Source organism: Pseudomonas fitomaticsae, assembly GCF_021018765.1.
In the GTDB taxonomy this organism is placed as follows: Bacteria; Pseudomonadota; Gammaproteobacteria; order Pseudomonadales; family Pseudomonadaceae; genus Aquipseudomonas; species Aquipseudomonas fitomaticsae.
Genome location: NZ_CP075567.1, coordinates 5,984,300 through 5,998,954 on the forward strand (window position 1 = coordinate 5,984,300; position 14,655 = coordinate 5,998,954).

The 14,655-nt window shown below is 55.0% G+C and carries 28 protein-coding genes; all 28 read right to left on the minus strand.

Annotation, left to right across the window (positions count from 1 at the left end; all coding sequences use genetic code 11):
* Nucleotides 1–15: 15 nt before the first annotated feature.
* Complete coding sequence (locus KJY40_RS27135; protein ID WP_003186012.1) at nt 16–1,017, minus strand: DNA-directed RNA polymerase subunit alpha; 1,002 nt, start codon at nt 1,015–1,017, stop codon at nt 16–18.
* A 22-nt stretch (nt 1,018–1,039) separates the two neighbouring features.
* Nucleotides 1,040–1,660 carry a 30S ribosomal protein S4 gene (gene rpsD / locus KJY40_RS27140; protein WP_003176404.1) on the minus strand — a complete coding sequence of 207 codons (621 nt, stop codon included), beginning with the start codon at nt 1,658–1,660 and terminating at the stop codon, nt 1,040–1,042.
* A gap of 18 nt (nt 1,661–1,678) precedes the next feature.
* Nucleotides 1,679–2,068: a 30S ribosomal protein S11 gene (gene rpsK / locus KJY40_RS27145; RefSeq protein ID WP_002555466.1), complete on the minus strand. Its 390-nt coding sequence runs from the start codon at nt 2,066–2,068 to the stop codon at nt 1,679–1,681.
* Nucleotides 2,069–2,098: 30 nt separating this feature from the next.
* On the minus strand, nt 2,099–2,455 hold the full coding sequence (gene rpsM, locus KJY40_RS27150) for a 30S ribosomal protein S13 (protein WP_009045849.1): 357 nt from the start codon (nt 2,453–2,455) through the stop codon (nt 2,099–2,101).
* 130 nt (nt 2,456–2,585) lie between these two features.
* Nucleotides 2,586–2,702, minus strand: coding sequence for a 50S ribosomal protein L36 (rpmJ, locus tag KJY40_RS27155; RefSeq protein WP_002555468.1), 117 nt, complete (start codon nt 2,700–2,702; stop codon nt 2,586–2,588).
* Between the two features lie 27 nt (nt 2,703–2,729).
* Nucleotides 2,730–4,058 (minus strand): preprotein translocase subunit SecY, encoded by a 1,329-nt coding sequence (secY, locus tag KJY40_RS27160; RefSeq protein ID WP_003228718.1) that lies wholly within the window; start codon nt 4,056–4,058, stop codon nt 2,730–2,732.
* A complete protein-coding gene (gene rplO / locus KJY40_RS27165) occupies nt 4,059–4,496 on the minus strand; it encodes a 50S ribosomal protein L15 (RefSeq protein ID WP_134020865.1) in 438 nt (145 codons plus the stop codon).
* 3 nt (nt 4,497–4,499) lie between these two features.
* Entirely contained in the window at nt 4,500–4,676 is a 177-nt protein-coding gene (rpmD, locus tag KJY40_RS27170) for a 50S ribosomal protein L30 (RefSeq protein WP_003176408.1), read from the minus strand.
* A 2-nt stretch (nt 4,677–4,678) separates the two neighbouring features.
* Nucleotides 4,679–5,179 carry a 30S ribosomal protein S5 gene (gene rpsE, locus KJY40_RS27175; RefSeq protein WP_007955637.1) on the minus strand — a complete coding sequence of 167 codons (501 nt, stop codon included), beginning with the start codon at nt 5,177–5,179 and terminating at the stop codon, nt 4,679–4,681.
* A 3-nt stretch (nt 5,180–5,182) separates the two neighbouring features.
* Nucleotides 5,183–5,533, minus strand: coding sequence for a 50S ribosomal protein L18 (gene rplR / locus KJY40_RS27180; RefSeq protein WP_003186037.1), 351 nt, complete (start codon nt 5,531–5,533; stop codon nt 5,183–5,185).
* 10 nt (nt 5,534–5,543) lie between these two features.
* Nucleotides 5,544–6,077 carry a 50S ribosomal protein L6 gene (rplF, locus tag KJY40_RS27185; RefSeq protein WP_230733807.1) on the minus strand — a complete coding sequence of 178 codons (534 nt, stop codon included), beginning with the start codon at nt 6,075–6,077 and terminating at the stop codon, nt 5,544–5,546.
* A 12-nt stretch (nt 6,078–6,089) separates the two neighbouring features.
* Nucleotides 6,090–6,482 carry a 30S ribosomal protein S8 gene (rpsH, locus tag KJY40_RS27190; RefSeq protein ID WP_011336171.1) on the minus strand — a complete coding sequence of 131 codons (393 nt, stop codon included), beginning with the start codon at nt 6,480–6,482 and terminating at the stop codon, nt 6,090–6,092.
* A 209-nt stretch (nt 6,483–6,691) separates the two neighbouring features.
* Nucleotides 6,692–6,997 (minus strand): 30S ribosomal protein S14, encoded by a 306-nt coding sequence (gene rpsN / locus KJY40_RS27195; RefSeq protein ID WP_007955639.1) that lies wholly within the window; start codon nt 6,995–6,997, stop codon nt 6,692–6,694.
* 13 nt (nt 6,998–7,010) lie between these two features.
* Nucleotides 7,011–7,550 carry a 50S ribosomal protein L5 gene (rplE, locus tag KJY40_RS27200; RefSeq protein WP_003210069.1) on the minus strand — a complete coding sequence of 180 codons (540 nt, stop codon included), beginning with the start codon at nt 7,548–7,550 and terminating at the stop codon, nt 7,011–7,013.
* A gap of 20 nt (nt 7,551–7,570) precedes the next feature.
* Nucleotides 7,571–7,885 (minus strand): 50S ribosomal protein L24, encoded by a 315-nt coding sequence (rplX, locus tag KJY40_RS27205; protein WP_003186046.1) that lies wholly within the window; start codon nt 7,883–7,885, stop codon nt 7,571–7,573.
* An 11-nt stretch (nt 7,886–7,896) separates the two neighbouring features.
* Nucleotides 7,897–8,265 carry a 50S ribosomal protein L14 gene (gene rplN, locus KJY40_RS27210; RefSeq protein WP_002555479.1) on the minus strand — a complete coding sequence of 123 codons (369 nt, stop codon included), beginning with the start codon at nt 8,263–8,265 and terminating at the stop codon, nt 7,897–7,899.
* A 23-nt stretch (nt 8,266–8,288) separates the two neighbouring features.
* Nucleotides 8,289–8,555 carry a 30S ribosomal protein S17 gene (rpsQ, locus tag KJY40_RS27215; protein WP_003194644.1) on the minus strand — a complete coding sequence of 89 codons (267 nt, stop codon included), beginning with the start codon at nt 8,553–8,555 and terminating at the stop codon, nt 8,289–8,291.
* Between the two features lie 2 nt (nt 8,556–8,557).
* A complete protein-coding gene (gene rpmC / locus KJY40_RS27220; RefSeq protein ID WP_002555481.1) occupies nt 8,558–8,749 on the minus strand; it encodes a 50S ribosomal protein L29 in 192 nt (63 codons plus the stop codon).
* Nucleotides 8,749–9,162: a 50S ribosomal protein L16 gene (rplP, locus tag KJY40_RS27225; protein ID WP_003228729.1), complete on the minus strand. Its 414-nt coding sequence runs from the start codon at nt 9,160–9,162 to the stop codon at nt 8,749–8,751. The genes rpmC and rplP overlap by 1 nt, the downstream gene beginning before the upstream one ends.
* 12 nt (nt 9,163–9,174) lie before the next feature.
* Nucleotides 9,175–9,861, minus strand: a complete 687-nt coding sequence (gene rpsC / locus KJY40_RS27230) for a 30S ribosomal protein S3 (RefSeq protein WP_003176422.1) — start codon at nt 9,859–9,861, stop codon at nt 9,175–9,177.
* 13 nt (nt 9,862–9,874) lie between these two features.
* Nucleotides 9,875–10,207, minus strand: coding sequence for a 50S ribosomal protein L22 (gene rplV, locus KJY40_RS27235; RefSeq protein WP_003103908.1), 333 nt, complete (start codon nt 10,205–10,207; stop codon nt 9,875–9,877).
* Nucleotides 10,208–10,218: 11 nt separating this feature from the next.
* The gene (gene rpsS, locus KJY40_RS27240; protein WP_011336172.1) at nt 10,219–10,494 is read right to left on the minus strand and encodes a 30S ribosomal protein S19; all 276 of its coding nucleotides are present in this window, start codon (nt 10,492–10,494) and stop codon (nt 10,219–10,221) included.
* A gap of 16 nt (nt 10,495–10,510) precedes the next feature.
* Nucleotides 10,511–11,335, minus strand: coding sequence for a 50S ribosomal protein L2 (gene rplB, locus KJY40_RS27245; RefSeq protein WP_007955640.1), 825 nt, complete (start codon nt 11,333–11,335; stop codon nt 10,511–10,513).
* A gap of 14 nt (nt 11,336–11,349) precedes the next feature.
* Entirely contained in the window at nt 11,350–11,649 is a 300-nt protein-coding gene (gene rplW, locus KJY40_RS27250; protein ID WP_002555488.1) for a 50S ribosomal protein L23, read from the minus strand.
* Complete coding sequence (gene rplD, locus KJY40_RS27255) at nt 11,646–12,248, minus strand: 50S ribosomal protein L4 (protein ID WP_003228735.1); 603 nt, start codon at nt 12,246–12,248, stop codon at nt 11,646–11,648. Before rplD ends, rplW begins: the two co-directional genes overlap by 4 nt.
* 12 nt (nt 12,249–12,260) lie before the next feature.
* Nucleotides 12,261–12,896, minus strand: coding sequence for a 50S ribosomal protein L3 (gene rplC, locus KJY40_RS27260; RefSeq protein WP_007955641.1), 636 nt, complete (start codon nt 12,894–12,896; stop codon nt 12,261–12,263).
* Nucleotides 12,897–12,976: 80 nt separating this feature from the next.
* Nucleotides 12,977–13,288, minus strand: a complete 312-nt coding sequence (rpsJ, locus tag KJY40_RS27265; RefSeq protein ID WP_003186070.1) for a 30S ribosomal protein S10 — start codon at nt 13,286–13,288, stop codon at nt 12,977–12,979.
* A gap of 157 nt (nt 13,289–13,445) precedes the next feature.
* Nucleotides 13,446–14,639 (minus strand): elongation factor Tu, encoded by a 1,194-nt coding sequence (gene tuf / locus KJY40_RS27270; protein WP_010220303.1) that lies wholly within the window; start codon nt 14,637–14,639, stop codon nt 13,446–13,448.
* Nucleotides 14,640–14,655: the final 16 nt, after the last annotated feature.

Consider the following 14,655-nt stretch of genomic DNA (forward strand, 5'->3'; position numbering starts at 1 on the left):
CGGTGATTACGACGATCAGGCAGTCGCCTTGTCGTCCTTCTTAAGACTTGCAGGCGGCCAGTTGTCGAGGCGCATGCCGAGGGACAGACCGCGGGAGGCCAGAACGTCCTTGATTTCAGTCAAGGATTTCTTGCCCAGGTTCGGAGTCTTCAACAGCTCTACTTCGGTACGCTGAATCAGGTCGCCGATGTAGTAGATGTTTTCCGCCTTAAGGCAGTTAGCCGAACGTACAGTCAGTTCCAGATCGTCAACCGGGCGAAGCAGGATCGGATCGATCTCGTCTTCCTGCTCGACAACCACTGGCTCACTGTCACCTTTGAGGTCGACGAACGCAGCCAACTGCTGTTGCAGAATGGTTGCAGCGCGGCGGATAGCCTCTTCAGGATCCAGAGTACCGTTGGTTTCCAGATCAATAACCAGCTTGTCCAGGTTGGTACGCTGCTCGACACGGGCGTTTTCCACCACGTATGCGATACGGCGAACCGGGCTGAACGAAGAGTCAAGCTGCAAGCGACCGATGCTGCGGCTTTCGTCTTCATCGCTCTGACGCGAGTCTGCTGGTTCATAACCACGACCACGAGCTACGGTGAGCTTCATGTTCAGGGCGCCGTTAGACGCCAGGTTAGCGATTACGTGATCGGGATTAACGATCTCGACATCATGATCCAGCTGAATATCGGCAGCGGTAACCACCCCCGAACCCTTCTTCGACAAGGTCAGCGTAACTTCGTCACGACCGTGCAGCTTGATGGCCAGACCTTTAAGGTTCAACAGGATTTCAATTACGTCTTCCTGTACACCTTCGATGGCGCTGTACTCGTGGAGCACACCGTCAATCTCGGCCTCGACTACTGCGCAGCCGGGCATTGAGGACAACAGGATGCGGCGCAGCGCGTTGCCCAGGGTGTGGCCAAAACCACGCTCGAGAGGCTCGAGAGTGATCTTGGCGCGGGTTGGACTGACAACCTGCACATCAATGTGGCGGGGTGTCAGGAACTCATTTACCGAAATCTGCATGGATGCACCTATTTTCTAGCCCTTACTTGGAGTAGAGCTCGACAATCAGGCTTTCGTTGATGTCGGCGGACAGATCACTGCGAGCAGGAACGTTCTTGAAAACGCCCGACTTCTTCTCAGTGTCTACTTCTACCCATTCTACGCGGCCACGTTGGGCACACAGATCGAGAGCTTGGACAATGCGAAGTTGGTTTTTTGCTTTCTCGCGAACAGCAACCACGTCACCAGCACGAACCTGGTAGGACGGAACGTTTACGGTCTGACCGTTAACGCTGATCGACTTGTGCGATACCAGCTGACGGGATTCGGCACGAGTCGAACCAAAGCCCATACGGTATACAACGTTGTCCAGACGGCATTCGAGCAGTTGCAGCAGGTTTTCACCGGTTGCACCTTTCTTGCCAGCAGCTTCTTTGTAGTAGCCGCTGAACTGACGCTCGAGAACGCCGTAGATACGACGGACCTTCTGCTTTTCACGCAGTTGGGTGCCGTAGTCGGACTGGCGACCGCGGCGTTGGCCGTGGATACCAGGTGCTGCTTCAATGTTGCACTTCGATTCGATCGCGCGCACGCCGCTCTTCAGGAAGAGATCGGTGCCTTCGCGACGAGCGAGTTTGCATTTTGGACCAATGTAACGAGCCATTCTTTACAATCTCCTGGATTACACGCGGCGCTTCTTCGGCGGACGGCACCCGTTGTGCGGGATTGGCGTCACGTCGGTGATGCTGGCGATCTTGTAGCCACAGCCGTTCAAAGCGCGGACTGCGGATTCACGACCTGGACCTGGGCCCTTGACGTTCACGTCGAGGTTTTTCAGGCCGTATTCCAGCGCAGCTTGACCAGCACGTTCAGCAGCTACTTGAGCAGCGAACGGGGTGGACTTGCGGGAACCGCGGAAACCCGAACCACCGGAGGTAGCCCAGGAAAGAGCGTTACCTTGACGGTCGGTGATGGTCACGATGGTGTTGTTAAAAGAAGCATGGATGTGGGCGATGCCATCAACCACTGTCTTTTTAACTTTTTTACGAGGACGAGCAGCAGGTTTTGCCATGATTAAATTCCTGTCGATTCGCTGGGGCGATTACTTGCGGATCGGCTTACGCGGACCTTTACGGGTACGCGCGTTGGTCTTGGTACGCTGACCGCGTACTGGCAGACCACGACGATGACGCAGACCGCGATAGCAACCGAGGTCCATCAAGCGCTTGATTTTCATGTTGATTTCGCGACGCAGGTCACCTTCAGTGGTGAACTTCGCCACTTCGCCACGCAGCTGTTCAATCTGCTCGTCGCTCAGATCCTTGATCTTTGCGGCTGGGTTTACCCCAGTCTCTGCACAGATCTTCTGTGCAGTAGTGCGACCAACACCATAGATGTAGGTCAGCGAGATAACAGTATGCTTGTTATCTGGAATGTTAACGCCTGCAATACGGGCCATTCAGTGGGACTCCAATTGACAGCTACCTACGCCCCGGAAGCCAAGAAATAGGGCGCGAGATAATATCGCTGTAATAACAAATAATCAACCCGGTAGCGCACTAGCTACCGGGCTTGAAGCACAATCACACTCAGCCTTGGCGCTGTTTGTGACGCGGTTCCGCGCTGCAAATTACTCGAACAACACCTTCGCGGCGAATAATCTTGCAGTTACGGCACAGCTTTTTCACCGATGCACGAACTTTCATCACCAACTCCTCGAACCTTATGGGTACTCAGCGCAACATGCCGCTGCCGTAACCCTTCAGGTTGGCTTTCTTCATCAGGGATTCGTACTGGTGCGAAACGAGGTGCGATTGTACTTGGGACATGAAGTCCATCACAACCACGACCACGATCAGCAACGAGGTCCCGCCAAGGTAGAACGGAACGTTTGCTGCAACCACCAGGAACTGGGGCAACAGGCACACGGCCGTCATGTAAAGAGCACCGAACATGGTCAAGCGAGTCAAAACGCCATCAATATAGCGTGCGGACTGCTCACCTGGACGGATGCCCGGAATAAAGGCACCGGACTTCTTCAGGTTTTCCGCTACGTCTTTCGGATTGAACATCAACGCCGTATAGAAGAAGCAGAAGAAAATAATCCCTGCACTAAACAGCAGAATATTCAACGGCTGACCAGGAGCGATCGACTGCGAGATGTCCTGCAACCAGCCCATACCTTCAGACTGACCGAACCAGGCACCCAACGAAGCCGGGAACAGCAAAATGCTGCTCGCGAAAATAGCCGGGATAACACCGGCCATGTTCACCTTCAGCGGCAAGTGGCTTGTCTGCGCAGCAAAAACCTTGCGGCCCTGCTGACGCTTGGCGTAGTGAACAGCGATACGACGCTGACCACGCTCAATGAACACCACGAAACCGATAATCGCTACTGCCAGCAAACCGATGGCAACCAAAGCGAAGATGTTGATATCGCCCTGACGCGCAGACTCGAAAGACTGCCCGATTGCCCTCGGAAGACCGGCGACGATACCCGAAAAAATCAACATCGAGATACCGTTGCCTACACCACGCTCAGTAATCTGCTCACCCAGCCACATCATGAACATCGCGCCAGCCACAAACGTGGAGACCGCGACGAAATGGAAGCCAAAGTCACCAGTGAACGCAACGCCCTGCCCTGCCAGACCAATGGACATGCCAATGGCCTGAACGAGAGCGAGGACGACGGTGCCGTAGCGGGTGTACTGGCTGATCTTGCGACGGCCAGCTTCACCTTCCTTCTTCAACTGCTCCAGCTGCGGGCTGACGGCGGTCATCAGCTGCATGATGATCGATGCCGAAATGTACGGCATGATCCCCAGTGCAAAGATGCTCATCCGCTCCAGCGCGCCGCCGGAAAACATGTTGAACAAGCTAAGAATGGTCCCCTCATTCTGTCGAAACAGGTCTGCGAGTCGGTCCGGGTTGATACCTGGAACCGGGATGTGTGCGCCTATTCGGTAGACGATAATCGCCAGGAACAGAAAACGCAGACGAGCCCAAAGTTCAGACATACCGCCTTTGCCGAGCGCAGAGAGAGCACCTTGCTTAGCCATTTATTCCTCGAACTTGCCGCCAGCTGCTTCGATAGCCGCACGCGCACCTTTGGTGGCGCCGATTCCCTTGCCGATAGTGACAGCGCGAGTCACTTCACCGGACAGCATGATTTTCACACGCTGTACGTTGACGTTGATCACGTTGGCATCTTTCAGGGACTGCACGGTGACGATGTCGCCTTCCACTTTAGCCAGCTCGGACAGACGCACTTCTGCGCGGCCCATGGCCTTCAGGGAAACGAAACCGAACTTCGGCAGGCGACGATGCAGCGGCTGTTGACCGCCTTCAAAGCCTGGAGCAATGGTGCCACCGGAGCGGGAAGTCTGACCTTTGTGACCACGGCCACCAGTCTTACCCAAACCACTACCGATACCACGGCCCGGACGATGCTTTTCGCGACGGGAACCCGGCGCTGGACTCAGATCATTGAGTTTCATCGATTAACCCTCGACACGCAGCATGTAGTAAGCCTTGTTGATCATCCCGCGATTCTCGGGAGTATCCTGGACTTCTACAGTGTGACCGATGCGACGCAGACCCAGACCCTTAACGCACAGTTTGTGGTTAGGGATGCGGCCGGTCATGCTTTTGATCAGCGTAACTTTAACGGTAGCCATGATTACTTGATCTCCTCAACACGCAGGCCACGCTTGGCTGCAATGGATTCAGGAGACTGCATGGCCTTCAGACCCTTGAAAGTGGCGTGAACCACGTTTACAGGGTTAGTCGAGCCGTAGCACTTGGCCAGAACGTTCTGAACGCCAGCAACTTCGAGGACAGCACGCATAGCGCCGCCAGCGATGATACCGGTACCTTCAGAAGCAGGCTGCATGTACACCTTCGAAGCGCCATGGGCGGACTTCATTGCGTACTGCAGAGTGGTGCCGTTCAGATCAACCTGGATCATGTTGCGGCGAGCAGCTTCCATTGCCTTCTGGATCGCAGCAGGCACTTCACGCGACTTGCCACGGCCGAAGCCAACACGCCCTTTACCATCACCAACCACGGTCAACGCGGTGAAAGTGAAGATACGGCCGCCTTTAACGGTTTTGGCTACGCGGTTAACTTGAACCAGCTTCTCGATGTAGCCTTCGTCGCGCTTTTGGTCGTTATTTGACATAACTTAGAACTCCAGCCCAGCTTCACGAGCAGCATCAGCCAGCGCTTTAACGCGGCCGTGGTACTTGAAGCCAGAGCGGTCGAAAGCCACCTGCGAGACGCCAGCGGCCTTAGCACGCGTAGCGACCAGCTGGCCAACCTTAGTGGCCGCGTCGATGTTGCCAGTGGCGCCATCACGCAGTTCTTTATCCAAAGTCGAGGCGCTTGCCAGGACTTTGTTGCCGTCGGCCGAAATGACCTGGGCGTAGATGTGCTGCGAAGAGCGGAACACGCAGAGACGCACGACTTCGAGTTCGTGCATTTTCAGGCGTGCTTTGCGAGCGCGACGCAGTCGAGTAACTTTTTTGTCGGTCATTTGCTATGCCCTACTTCTTCTTGGCTTCTTTACGACGGACGACTTCGTCCGCGTAGCGCACACCTTTGCCTTTGTACGGCTCTGGTGGACGGAAGTCGCGGATCTCGGCGGCCACTTGACCTACCAGCTGCTTGTCGATGCCCTTGATCAGGATATCGGTCTGGCTAGGAGTCTCAGCGGTGATGCCTTCCGGCAGTTCGTAATCCACTGGGTGCGAGAAGCCAAGAGCCAGGTTCAGCACCTGACCTTTTGCTTGCGCTTTGTAACCAACACCGACCAGCTGGAGCTTGCGCTCGAAGCCTTGGCTTACGCCCTGGACCATGTTGTTTACCAACGCACGAGTGGTACCGGCCATTGCGCGAGTCTGTTGATCGCCATTGCGAGCAGAAAAACGCAGCTCACCGGCTTCTTCAACGACTTCAACGGACGAATGGACGTTCAGTTCAAGAGTACCCTTGGCACCCTTCACCGAAAGCTGTTGGCCTGCGAATTTTACTTCGACACCGGCTGGCAGCTTAACGGGGTTCTTAGCGACGCGAGACATGCTTATCCCCCCTTAGAACACAGTGCAAAGAACTTCGCCGCCGACACCGGCAGCGCGCGCAGCACGATCAGTCATCACACCTTTGTTGGTGGAGACGATAGACACGCCGAGACCGCCACGTACTTTTGGCAGTTCTTCGACGGACTTGTACTGACGCAGGCCTGGACGGCTAACGCGCTTCACTTCCTCGATGACCGGACGGCCTTCGAAGTATTTCAGCTCGATGGACAGCAGTGGTTTGGTTTCGCTGCTGATCTGATAACCCGCGATGTAACCTTCGTCCTTCAGGACTTTTGCTACAGCCACCTTCAACGTGGAAGACGGCATGCTTACGACGGACTTTTCAGCCATCTGGGCATTACGGATTCGAGTTAGCATGTCCGCTAACGGGTCCTGCATACTCATGGGCTAGACGCTCCTAATACAGAAAAATTAGCCTTGCGGCTACTACTTGTCGCCGAGAAACTCCGGGCATAAAAAACACGGGCTCAGGCGAGCCGGTCATTCTAGACATACCCCAGAAATGAATCAAGCCCCAAAAGGGGCTTGATTCAAGTTCAAGGCCACCGATGGTCAGGTTCTTGCGACCCTGACCATCAAGGCTTTGACAGCAATTACCAGCTGGCTTTAACCAGACCTGGAACGTCACCACGCATTGCCGCTTCACGCAGTTTGTTACGGCCGAGGCCGAACTTGCGGTAAACGCCATGCGGACGACCAGTCAGACGGCAACGGTTACGCATGCGCGAAGCGCTTGCATCACGTGGTTGCTTCTGCAGAGCTACGGTAGCTTCCCAACGCGCTTCTGGACTTGCGTTCAGATCGACGATGATAGCTTTCAGCGCTGCACGCTTGACGGCGTACTTGGCAACGGTGAGCTGACGCTTCAGCTCACGGTTTTTCATGCTCTTCTTGGCCATTTTCCTACTCCAATCAGTTGCGGAACGGGAATTTGAAAGCACGCAGCAGAGCGCGGCCTTCGTCATCGTTCTTGGCAGTGGTGGTCAGGGTAATGTCCAGACCGCGGAGAGCATCGATCTTGTCGTAGTCGATTTCCGGGAAAATGATCTGCTCTTTCACGCCCATGCTGTAGTTGCCACGACCATCGAAGGACTTGGCATTCAGGCCGCGGAAGTCGCGAACCCGAGGCAGGGAGATCGACAGCAGACGATCCAGGAACTCGTACATACGCTCACGGCGCAGGGTCACTTTGACGCCGATCGGCCAACCTTCACGGACTTTAAAGCCAGCGATGGATTTGCGAGCGTAGGTCACAACGACTTTCTGGCCGGTGATCTTTTCCAGGTCAGCAACAGCGTGCTCGATGACTTTTTTGTCGCCGATCGCTTCGCCCAGACCCATGTTCAGGGTGATTTTGGTAACGCGCGGAACTTCCATCACGTTCGAAAGCTTAAGTTCTTCCTTAAGTTTCGGAGCGATTTCCTTCCGGTAAATCTCTTTTAGTCGTGCCATGGTCTTCTACCTAGCAGTGTTCAAGCATCAACCGCTTTTTGGGTCGACTTGAAGACACGAATTTTCTTACCGTCTTCTACTTTGAAACCAACGCGGTCAGCCTTGTTGGTTTCGCCGTTGAAGATGGCGACGTTGGAAGCGTGCAGTGGCGCTTCTTTCTCGACGATACCGCCCTGTACGCCCGACATCGGGTTAGGCTTGGTATGACGCTTGACCAGGTTCAGACCACCAACAACCAGACGGTTGTCAGCAAGAACCTTCAGCACCTTACCGCGCTTACCTTTGTCTTTGCCGGCGATCACGATGATCTCGTCGTCACGACGAATCTTTTGCATGTCGGATCTCCTTACAGCACTTCTGGGGCGAGCGAGACGATCTTCATGAACTTCTCAGTACGAAGTTCACGGGTCACTGGCCCAAAGATACGGGTGCCGATCGGCTCTTGCTTGTTGTTCAGAAGAACAGCAGCGTTGCCATCAAAGCGGATAATGGAGCCATCAGCACGACGTACGCCGTGACGAGTGCGGACTACAACAGCAGTCATCACTTGGCCTTTTTTCACCTTACCGCGAGGAATTGCTTCCTTCACGGTAACTTTGATGATGTCACCGATACCAGCGTAACGACGATGGGAGCCACCCAGCACCTTGATGCACATAACGCGGCGAGCGCCGCTGTTATCGGCCACATCGAGCATGGATTGAGTCTGAATCATATAATTTCTCCGACCCCTAGCCCTTAGACTTCCACAGCGCGTTCGAGAACATCAACCAGCGCCCAAGACTTGGTCTTGGCCATCGGACGAGTTTCACGAATAGTGACTTTGTCGCCGATGTGGCACTGATTGGTTTCGTCGTGCGCGTGCAGCTTAGTCGAACGCTTAACGTATTTACCGTAGATCGGGTGCTTAACGCGACGCTCGATCAGAACGGTGATGGTTTTGTCCATCTTGTCGCTGACAACACGGCCAGTCAGCGTACGGACAGTTTTTTCGGCTTCAGCCATGATCACTTACCTGCCTGCTGGTTGAGCACAGTCTTCACGCGAGCGATGTCACGCTTAACTTGCGAGAGCAGATGAGACTGCCCCAACTGGCCAGTTGCTTTCTGCATGCGCAGATTGAACTGGTCGCGCAGCAAGCCGAGCAGTTGCTCGTTCAGCTGCTGTGCGGATTTTTCACGAAGTTCATTCGCTTTCATCACATCACCGTCCGTTTAACAAAGGAGGTGGCGAGCGGCAGCTTTGCAGCAGCCAGGGCGAAAGCCTCACGCGCCAGCTCTTCAGAAACACCCTCGATTTCATACAGGACTTTGCCTGGCTGAATCTGGGCAACCCAGTACTCCACGTTACCCTTACCTTTACCCATACGAACCTCGAGAGGCTTCTTGGAGATCGGCTTGTCCGGGAATACACGGATCCAGATCTTGCCGCCACGTTTTACGTGACGGGTCAGAGCACGACGCGCTGACTCGATCTGACGAGCGGTGAGACGACCACGAGCTACAGACTTCAGCGCGAACTCGCCGAAGCTGACTTTGCTACCGCGCAATGCCAGACCACGGTTGTGGCCGGTCATCTGCTTGCGGAACTTCGTACGCTTAGGTTGCAACATTTGGCGTACCCCTTACTTAGCAGCTTTTTTACGAGGCGCTGGTGCTTGTGGCTTCAGCTCTTCTTGGCGACCACCAATTACTTCGCCTTTGAAGATCCAAACCTTTACACCGATCACACCGTAAGTGGTGTGAGCTTCGTAGTTGGCATAGTCGATGTCGGCACGCAGGGTGTGCAGTGGCACACGACCTTCGCGATACCATTCAGTACGTGCGATTTCAGCACCGCCGAGACGACCGCTCACTTGGATTTTGATGCCTTTGGCACCAATGCGCATGGCGTTCTGTACAGCGCGCTTCATGGCGCGACGGAACATTACACGACGCTCCAGCTGCTGAGCTACGCTCTGCGCAACCAGCATACCGTCGAGCTCCGGCTTGCGGATCTCTTCGATATTGATGTGCACAGGCACACCCATTTGCTTGGTCAGGTCCTGACGCAGCTTCTCAACATCTTCACCTTTCTTCCCGATAACGATACCTGGACGAGCGGTGTGGATGGTGATGCGTGCAGTTTGGGCCGGACGATGGATATCGATACGGCTTACGGACGCGCTTTTTAGTTTGTCTTGGAGGTATTCACGCACCTTCAGATCAGCGAACAAGTAGTCCGCATAAGTCCGGCCGTCTGCGTACCAGACGGAGGTGTGCTCCTTGACGATTCCCAGGCGAATGCCAATGGGATGTACTTTCTGACCCATCTCTTCGACTCCGTTACTTGTCAGCAACCTTGACAGTGATATGGCAAGACCGCTTGACGATGCGATCAGCACGGCCTTTGGCACGTGGCATGATGCGCTTCAGCGAACGCCCTTCGTTGACGAAAACGGTGCTGACCTTCAGGTCGTCAACGTCTGCGCCTTCGTTATGCTCGGCGTTGGCTACGGCCGACTCCAGCACTTTTTTCATGATCTCGGCGGCTTTCTTACTGCTGAAAGCCAACAGGTTGAGCGCTTCGCCCACCTTCTTCCCGCGGATCTGGTCGGCGACCAAGCGGGCTTTCTGGGCGGAGATTCGAGCGCCCGACAACTTAGCGGCTACTTCCATTTCCTTACCCCTTAACGCTTGGCTTTCTTGTCTGCCACGTGCCCGCGATAGTTGCGGGTACCGGCGAACTCGCCCAGTTTGTGGCCGACCATGTCTTCGTTAACGAGAACTGGGACGTGCTGACGACCGTTGTGTACTGCGATGGTCAGACCGACCATTTGTGGCAGGATCATCGAGCGACGCGACCAAGTCTTAATTGGTTTGCGATCGTTCTTTTCCGCCGCCACTTCGATCTTCTTCAGTAGGTGAAGATCAATAAAAGGACCTTTTTTCAGAGAACGTGGCACTGTCGTATCCCTCTATTTACTTGCGACGACGGACGATCATTTTGTCGGTACGCTTATTACCACGAGTCTTCGCGCCCTTAGTCGGGAAGCCCCATGGCGATACCGGATGACGACCACCAGAGGTACGACCTTCACCACCACCATGTGGGTGGTCAACCGGGTTCATGGCAACACCACGAACGGTTGGGCGAACGCCACGCCAGCGCTTGGCACCAGCTTTACCCAGCGAACGCAGGCTGTGCTCGGAGTTCGAGACTTCGCCCAGGGTCGCACGGCACTCAGCCAGCACTTTACGCATTTCACCGGAACGCAGACGCAGGGTCACGTAAACGCCTTCACGAGCGATCAGCTGAGCCGAAGCACCAGCGGAACGAGCGATTTGTGCGCCTTTACCTGGCTTCAGTTCGATGCCGTGTACGGTAGAACCGACTGGAATGTTGCGCAGTTGCAGAGCGTTACCTGGCTTGATTGGAGCCAGGGCACCTGCGATCAGCGTGTCGCCAGCACTCACGCCTTTAGGGGCGATGATGTAGCGACGTTCGCCGTCTGCGTAGCAGAGCAGTGCGATGTGAGCAGTACGGTTTGGATCGTATTCGATACGCTCGACAGTGGCGACGATGCCATCTTTGTCGTTGCGACGGAAATCGACCATACGGTAATGCTGCTTATGACCACCACCGATGTGACGAGTGGTAATACGGCCATTGTTGTTACGACCACCAGACTTCGATTTTTTCTCGAGCAGCGGTGCGTGAGGAGCGCCTTTATGCAGCTCCTGGTTGACCACCTTGACCACAAAACGGCGGCCAGGGGAAGTCGGTTTGCATTTAACGATTGCCATGATGCACCCCTTCCTTACTCAGCACTGCTGCTGAAATCGAGATCTTGGCCTGGCTGAAGGGAGATAACTGCCTTCTTCCAGTCATTACGCTTGCCCAGACCGCGAGCGGTGCGCTTGCTCTTACCCAGAACGTTCAGGGTAGTAACACGCTCAACTTTCACGCTGAACAGGCTTTCGACGGCCTTCTTGATTTCCAGCTTGGTTGCGTCAGTAGCAACCTTGAAAACGAACTGGCCTTTCTTGTCTGCCAGAACCGTAGCCTTCTCGGAAACGTGCGGGCCAAGCAGAACTTTAAATACGCGTTCCTGGTTCATCCCAGCAGCTCCTCGAATTTCTTCACGGCCGACACGGTGATCAACACCTTGTCGTATGCGATCAGACTAACTGGATCGGAACCTTGCACGTCACGTACATCTACGTGTGGCAGGTTGCGAGCAGCCAGGTACAGGTTCTGATCAACAGCATCCGACACGATCAGAACGTCGGTCAGGCTCATGTTGTTCAGTTTGCCCAGCAGGTCCTTGGTTTTCGGAGTTTCAACTGCGAAATCCTGAACCACGACCAGACGATCAGTACGCACCAGCTCAGCAAGGATGGAACGCATTGCTGCGCGATACATCTTCTTGTTCAGCTTCTGGGAGTGATCCTGTGGACGAGCTGCGAAAGTGGTGCCGCCGCCGCGCCAGATTGGGCTACGGATAGTACCGGCACGAGCACGGCCAGTACCTTTCTGACGCCACGGGCGCTTGCCGCCACCACGAACGTCGGAACGGGTCTTCTGCTGCTTGCTACCTTGACGGCCGCCGGCCATGTAGGCCACGACTGCTTGGTGAACCAGCGTCTCGTTGAACTCGCCGCCAAATGTCAGTTCGGAAACTTCGATCGCTTGAGCGTCATTTACATTTAATTGCATGTCAGCTTCCCCTTAACCGCGAGCCTTGGCTGCTGGACGTACAACCAGGTTGCCGCCAGTAGCGCCAGGAACAGCGCCCTTGACCAACAACAGATTGCGTTCAGCGTCCACGCGCACTACTTCCAGGGACTGCACGGTCACGCGCTCAGCGCCCATATGACCGGACATTTTTTTGCCCTTGAATACACGACCAGGAGTCTGGCACTGGCCGATAGAGCCTGGGACGCGGTGGGATACGGAGTTACCGTGGGTGTTATCTTGCCCGCGGAAATTCCAACGCTTGATCGTACCCTGGAAGCCTTTACCTTTGGACTGACCGGTTACATCAACCAGTTGACCAGCAGCGAAGATTTCAGCGTTGATCAGATCGCCGGCCTGGTACTCGCCTTCTTCAAGGCGGAACTCCATTACGGTACGACCAGCGGCAACGTTCGCCTTGGCGAAGTGGCCAGCCTGAGCAGCTGTTACGCGGGAAGCACGACGCTCGCCGACAGTGACTTGCACTGCACGATAGCCATCGGTTTCTTCAGTTTTGAACTGGGTGACGCGATTCGGCTCGATCTCAATGACCGTGACCGGAATGGAGACACCTTCTTCGGTGAAAATACGGGTCATACCCGCTTTACGACCGACTACACCAATAGTCATGTTGTAAACCTCATGAGTGTACGGGGCTTTCACCCGCTATGGCCGCCCATTTCAGAGCGTTACACGACCAAGACCGAGTCTTAGCCGAGGCTGATCTGCACTTCCACACCGGCCGCAAGATCAAGCTTCATAAGTGCATCAACGGTTTTATCCGTTGGCTGGACGATGTCCAGAACGCGCTTATGAGTGCGGATTTCGTACTGGTCACGCGCGTCTTTGTTGACGTGCGGGGAGACCAGAACGGTGAACCGCTCTTTACGGGTAGGCAGTGGAATTGGACCACGCACTTGAGCACCAGTACGTTTCGCGGTTTCCACGATTTCCTGGGTTGATTGGTCGATCAGGCGATGGTCAAAAGCCTTCAACCTGATACGGATTTGCTGATTTTGCATTGGATTTCAGACTCCGGCTGCTATTCCCACCGGGCGCAATACGCCCGTTAAAAGGAGGCGCAATTCTATAGACGCCCCAGATAGGTGTCAACCCAATAAAAAAGCCCCCGCTAAGCGGGGGCTTTTTCAACTCATCAAAGCTGACTCAATAAAGAGATCACTCGATGATTTTAGCTACGACGCCAGCACCAACGGTACGGCCGCCTTCACGGATTGCGAAACGCAGGCCGTCTTCCATCGCGATGGTTTTGATCAGGGTAACAGTCATCTGAATGTTGTCACCCGGCATTACCATTTCAACGCCTTCTGGCAGCTCGCAGTTACCAGTCACGTCAGTAGTACGGAAGTAGAACTGTGGACGGTAGCCTTTGAAGAACGGAGTGTGACGGCCGCCTTCTTCCTTGCTCAGAACGTAAACTTCTGCGGTGAACTTGGTGTGCGGCTTAACCGAACCCGGCTTGACCAGAACCTGACCACGCTCAACGTCGTCACGCTTGGTGCCACGCAGCAGAACGCCGCAGTTCTCGCCAGCACGACCTTCGTCCAGCAGCTTGCGGAACATCTCAACACCGGTGCAGGTGGTGGTGGTGGTGTCACGCAGACCAACGATTTCCAGGGCGTCTTGAACGCGAACGATACCGCGCTCGATACGACCGGTCACAACAGTACCGCGACCCGAGATCGAGAACACGTCTTCGATTGGCATCAGGAATGGCTTGTCGATAGCACGCTCTGGCTCTGGGATGTAGCTGTCCAGAGTTTCCACCAGCTTCTTGACAGCGGTGGTGCCCATTTCGTTGTCGTCTTTGCCTTCCAGTGCCATACGAGCCGAACCGATGATGATCGGAGTGTCGTCGCCTGGGAAGTCGTAGGTGGACAGCAGGTCGCGAACTTCCATCTCAACCAGTTCCAGCAGCTCAGCGTCGTCTACCAGGTCAGCCTTGTTCAGGAAAACCACGATGTACGGAACGCCTACCTGACGGGACAGCAGGATGTGCTCACGGGTTTGTGGCATCGGACCATCAGCGGCCGAGCAAACCAGGATCGCGCCGTCCATCTGCGCAGCACCAGTGATCATGTTCTTCACGTAGTCAGCGTGACCTGGGCAGTCAACGTGAGCGTAGTGACGAATGTTCGAGTTGTACTCAACGTGCGCGGTGTTGATGGTGATACCGCGAGCTTTTTCTTCTGGAGCGCTGTCGATCTTGTCGAATTCAACTACGGCCGAACCGAAAACTTCGGAGCAGACGCGAGTCAGAGCAGCGGTCAGAGTGGTTTTACCGTGGTCAACGTGGCCGATGGTGCCAACGTTTACGTGCGGTAGGGAACGATCAAATTTTTCTTTAGCCACGACAATTAACTCCTAG

Bases quoted from the DNA above. Each gene is read 5' to 3' on its own strand.
- rplV (WP_003103908.1), bottom strand. From the start codon at position 10,207: ATGGAAGTAGCCGCTAAGTTGTCGGGCGCTCGAATCTCCGCCCAGAAA.
- rpsM (WP_009045849.1), bottom strand. From the start codon at position 2,455: ATGGCCCGTATTGCAGGCGTTAACATTCCAGATAACAAGCATACTGTT.
- rpmJ (WP_002555468.1), bottom strand. From the start codon at position 2,702: ATGAAAGTTCGTGCATCGGTGAAAAAGCTGTGCCGTAACTGCAAGATT.
- rpsC (WP_003176422.1), bottom strand. From the start codon at position 9,861: ATGGGTCAGAAAGTACATCCCATTGGCATTCGCCTGGGAATCGTCAAG.
- secY (WP_003228718.1), bottom strand. From the start codon at position 4,058: ATGGCTAAGCAAGGTGCTCTCTCTGCGCTCGGCAAAGGCGGTATGTCT.
- rplX (WP_003186046.1), bottom strand. From the start codon at position 7,885: ATGCAAAAGATTCGTCGTGACGACGAGATCATCGTGATCGCCGGCAAA.
- rpsJ (WP_003186070.1), bottom strand. From the start codon at position 13,288: ATGCAAAATCAGCAAATCCGTATCAGGTTGAAGGCTTTTGACCATCGC.
- KJY40_RS27135 (WP_003186012.1), bottom strand. From the start codon at position 1,017: ATGCAGATTTCGGTAAATGAGTTCCTGACACCCCGCCACATTGATGTG.
- rplP (WP_003228729.1), bottom strand. From the start codon at position 9,162: ATGTTGCAACCTAAGCGTACGAAGTTCCGCAAGCAGATGACCGGCCAC.
- rpmC (WP_002555481.1), bottom strand. From the start codon at position 8,749: ATGAAAGCGAATGAACTTCGTGAAAAATCCGCACAGCAGCTGAACGAG.
- rpsN (WP_007955639.1), bottom strand. From the start codon at position 6,997: ATGGCCAAGAAGAGCATGAAAAACCGTGAGCTGAAGCGTCAGCTCACC.
- rplR (WP_003186037.1), bottom strand. From the start codon at position 5,533: ATGACCGACAAAAAAGTTACTCGACTGCGTCGCGCTCGCAAAGCACGC.
- rplN (WP_002555479.1), bottom strand. From the start codon at position 8,265: ATGATTCAGACTCAATCCATGCTCGATGTGGCCGATAACAGCGGCGCT.
- rplW (WP_002555488.1), bottom strand. From the start codon at position 11,649: ATGAACCAGGAACGCGTATTTAAAGTTCTGCTTGGCCCGCACGTTTCC.
- rplO (WP_134020865.1), bottom strand. From the start codon at position 4,496: ATGAAACTCAATGATCTGAGTCCAGCGCCGGGTTCCCGTCGCGAAAAG.
- rpsQ (WP_003194644.1), bottom strand. From the start codon at position 8,555: ATGGCTGAAGCCGAAAAAACTGTCCGTACGCTGACTGGCCGTGTTGTC.
- rpmD (WP_003176408.1), bottom strand. From the start codon at position 4,676: ATGGCTACCGTTAAAGTTACGCTGATCAAAAGCATGACCGGCCGCATC.
- rplF (WP_230733807.1), bottom strand. From the start codon at position 6,077: ATGTCTCGCGTCGCTAAGAACCCCGTTAAGCTGCCAGCCGGTGTCGAA.
- rplB (WP_007955640.1), bottom strand. From the start codon at position 11,335: ATGGCAATCGTTAAATGCAAACCGACTTCCCCTGGCCGCCGTTTTGTG.
- rpsH (WP_011336171.1), bottom strand. From the start codon at position 6,482: ATGAGTATGCAGGACCCGTTAGCGGACATGCTAACTCGAATCCGTAAT.
- rpsK (WP_002555466.1), bottom strand. From the start codon at position 2,068: ATGGCAAAACCTGCTGCTCGTCCTCGTAAAAAAGTTAAAAAGACAGTG.
- rplD (WP_003228735.1), bottom strand. From the start codon at position 12,248: ATGCAATTAAATGTAAATGACGCTCAAGCGATCGAAGTTTCCGAACTG.
- rpsD (WP_003176404.1), bottom strand. From the start codon at position 1,660: ATGGCTCGTTACATTGGTCCAAAATGCAAACTCGCTCGTCGCGAAGGC.
- rpsE (WP_007955637.1), bottom strand. From the start codon at position 5,179: ATGTCAAATAACGACCAAAAGCGCGACGAAGGCTACATCGAGAAGCTG.
- rplC (WP_007955641.1), bottom strand. From the start codon at position 12,896: ATGACTATTGGTGTAGTCGGTCGTAAAGCGGGTATGACCCGTATTTTC.
- rplE (WP_003210069.1), bottom strand. From the start codon at position 7,550: ATGGCACGACTAAAAGAGATTTACCGGAAGGAAATCGCTCCGAAACTT.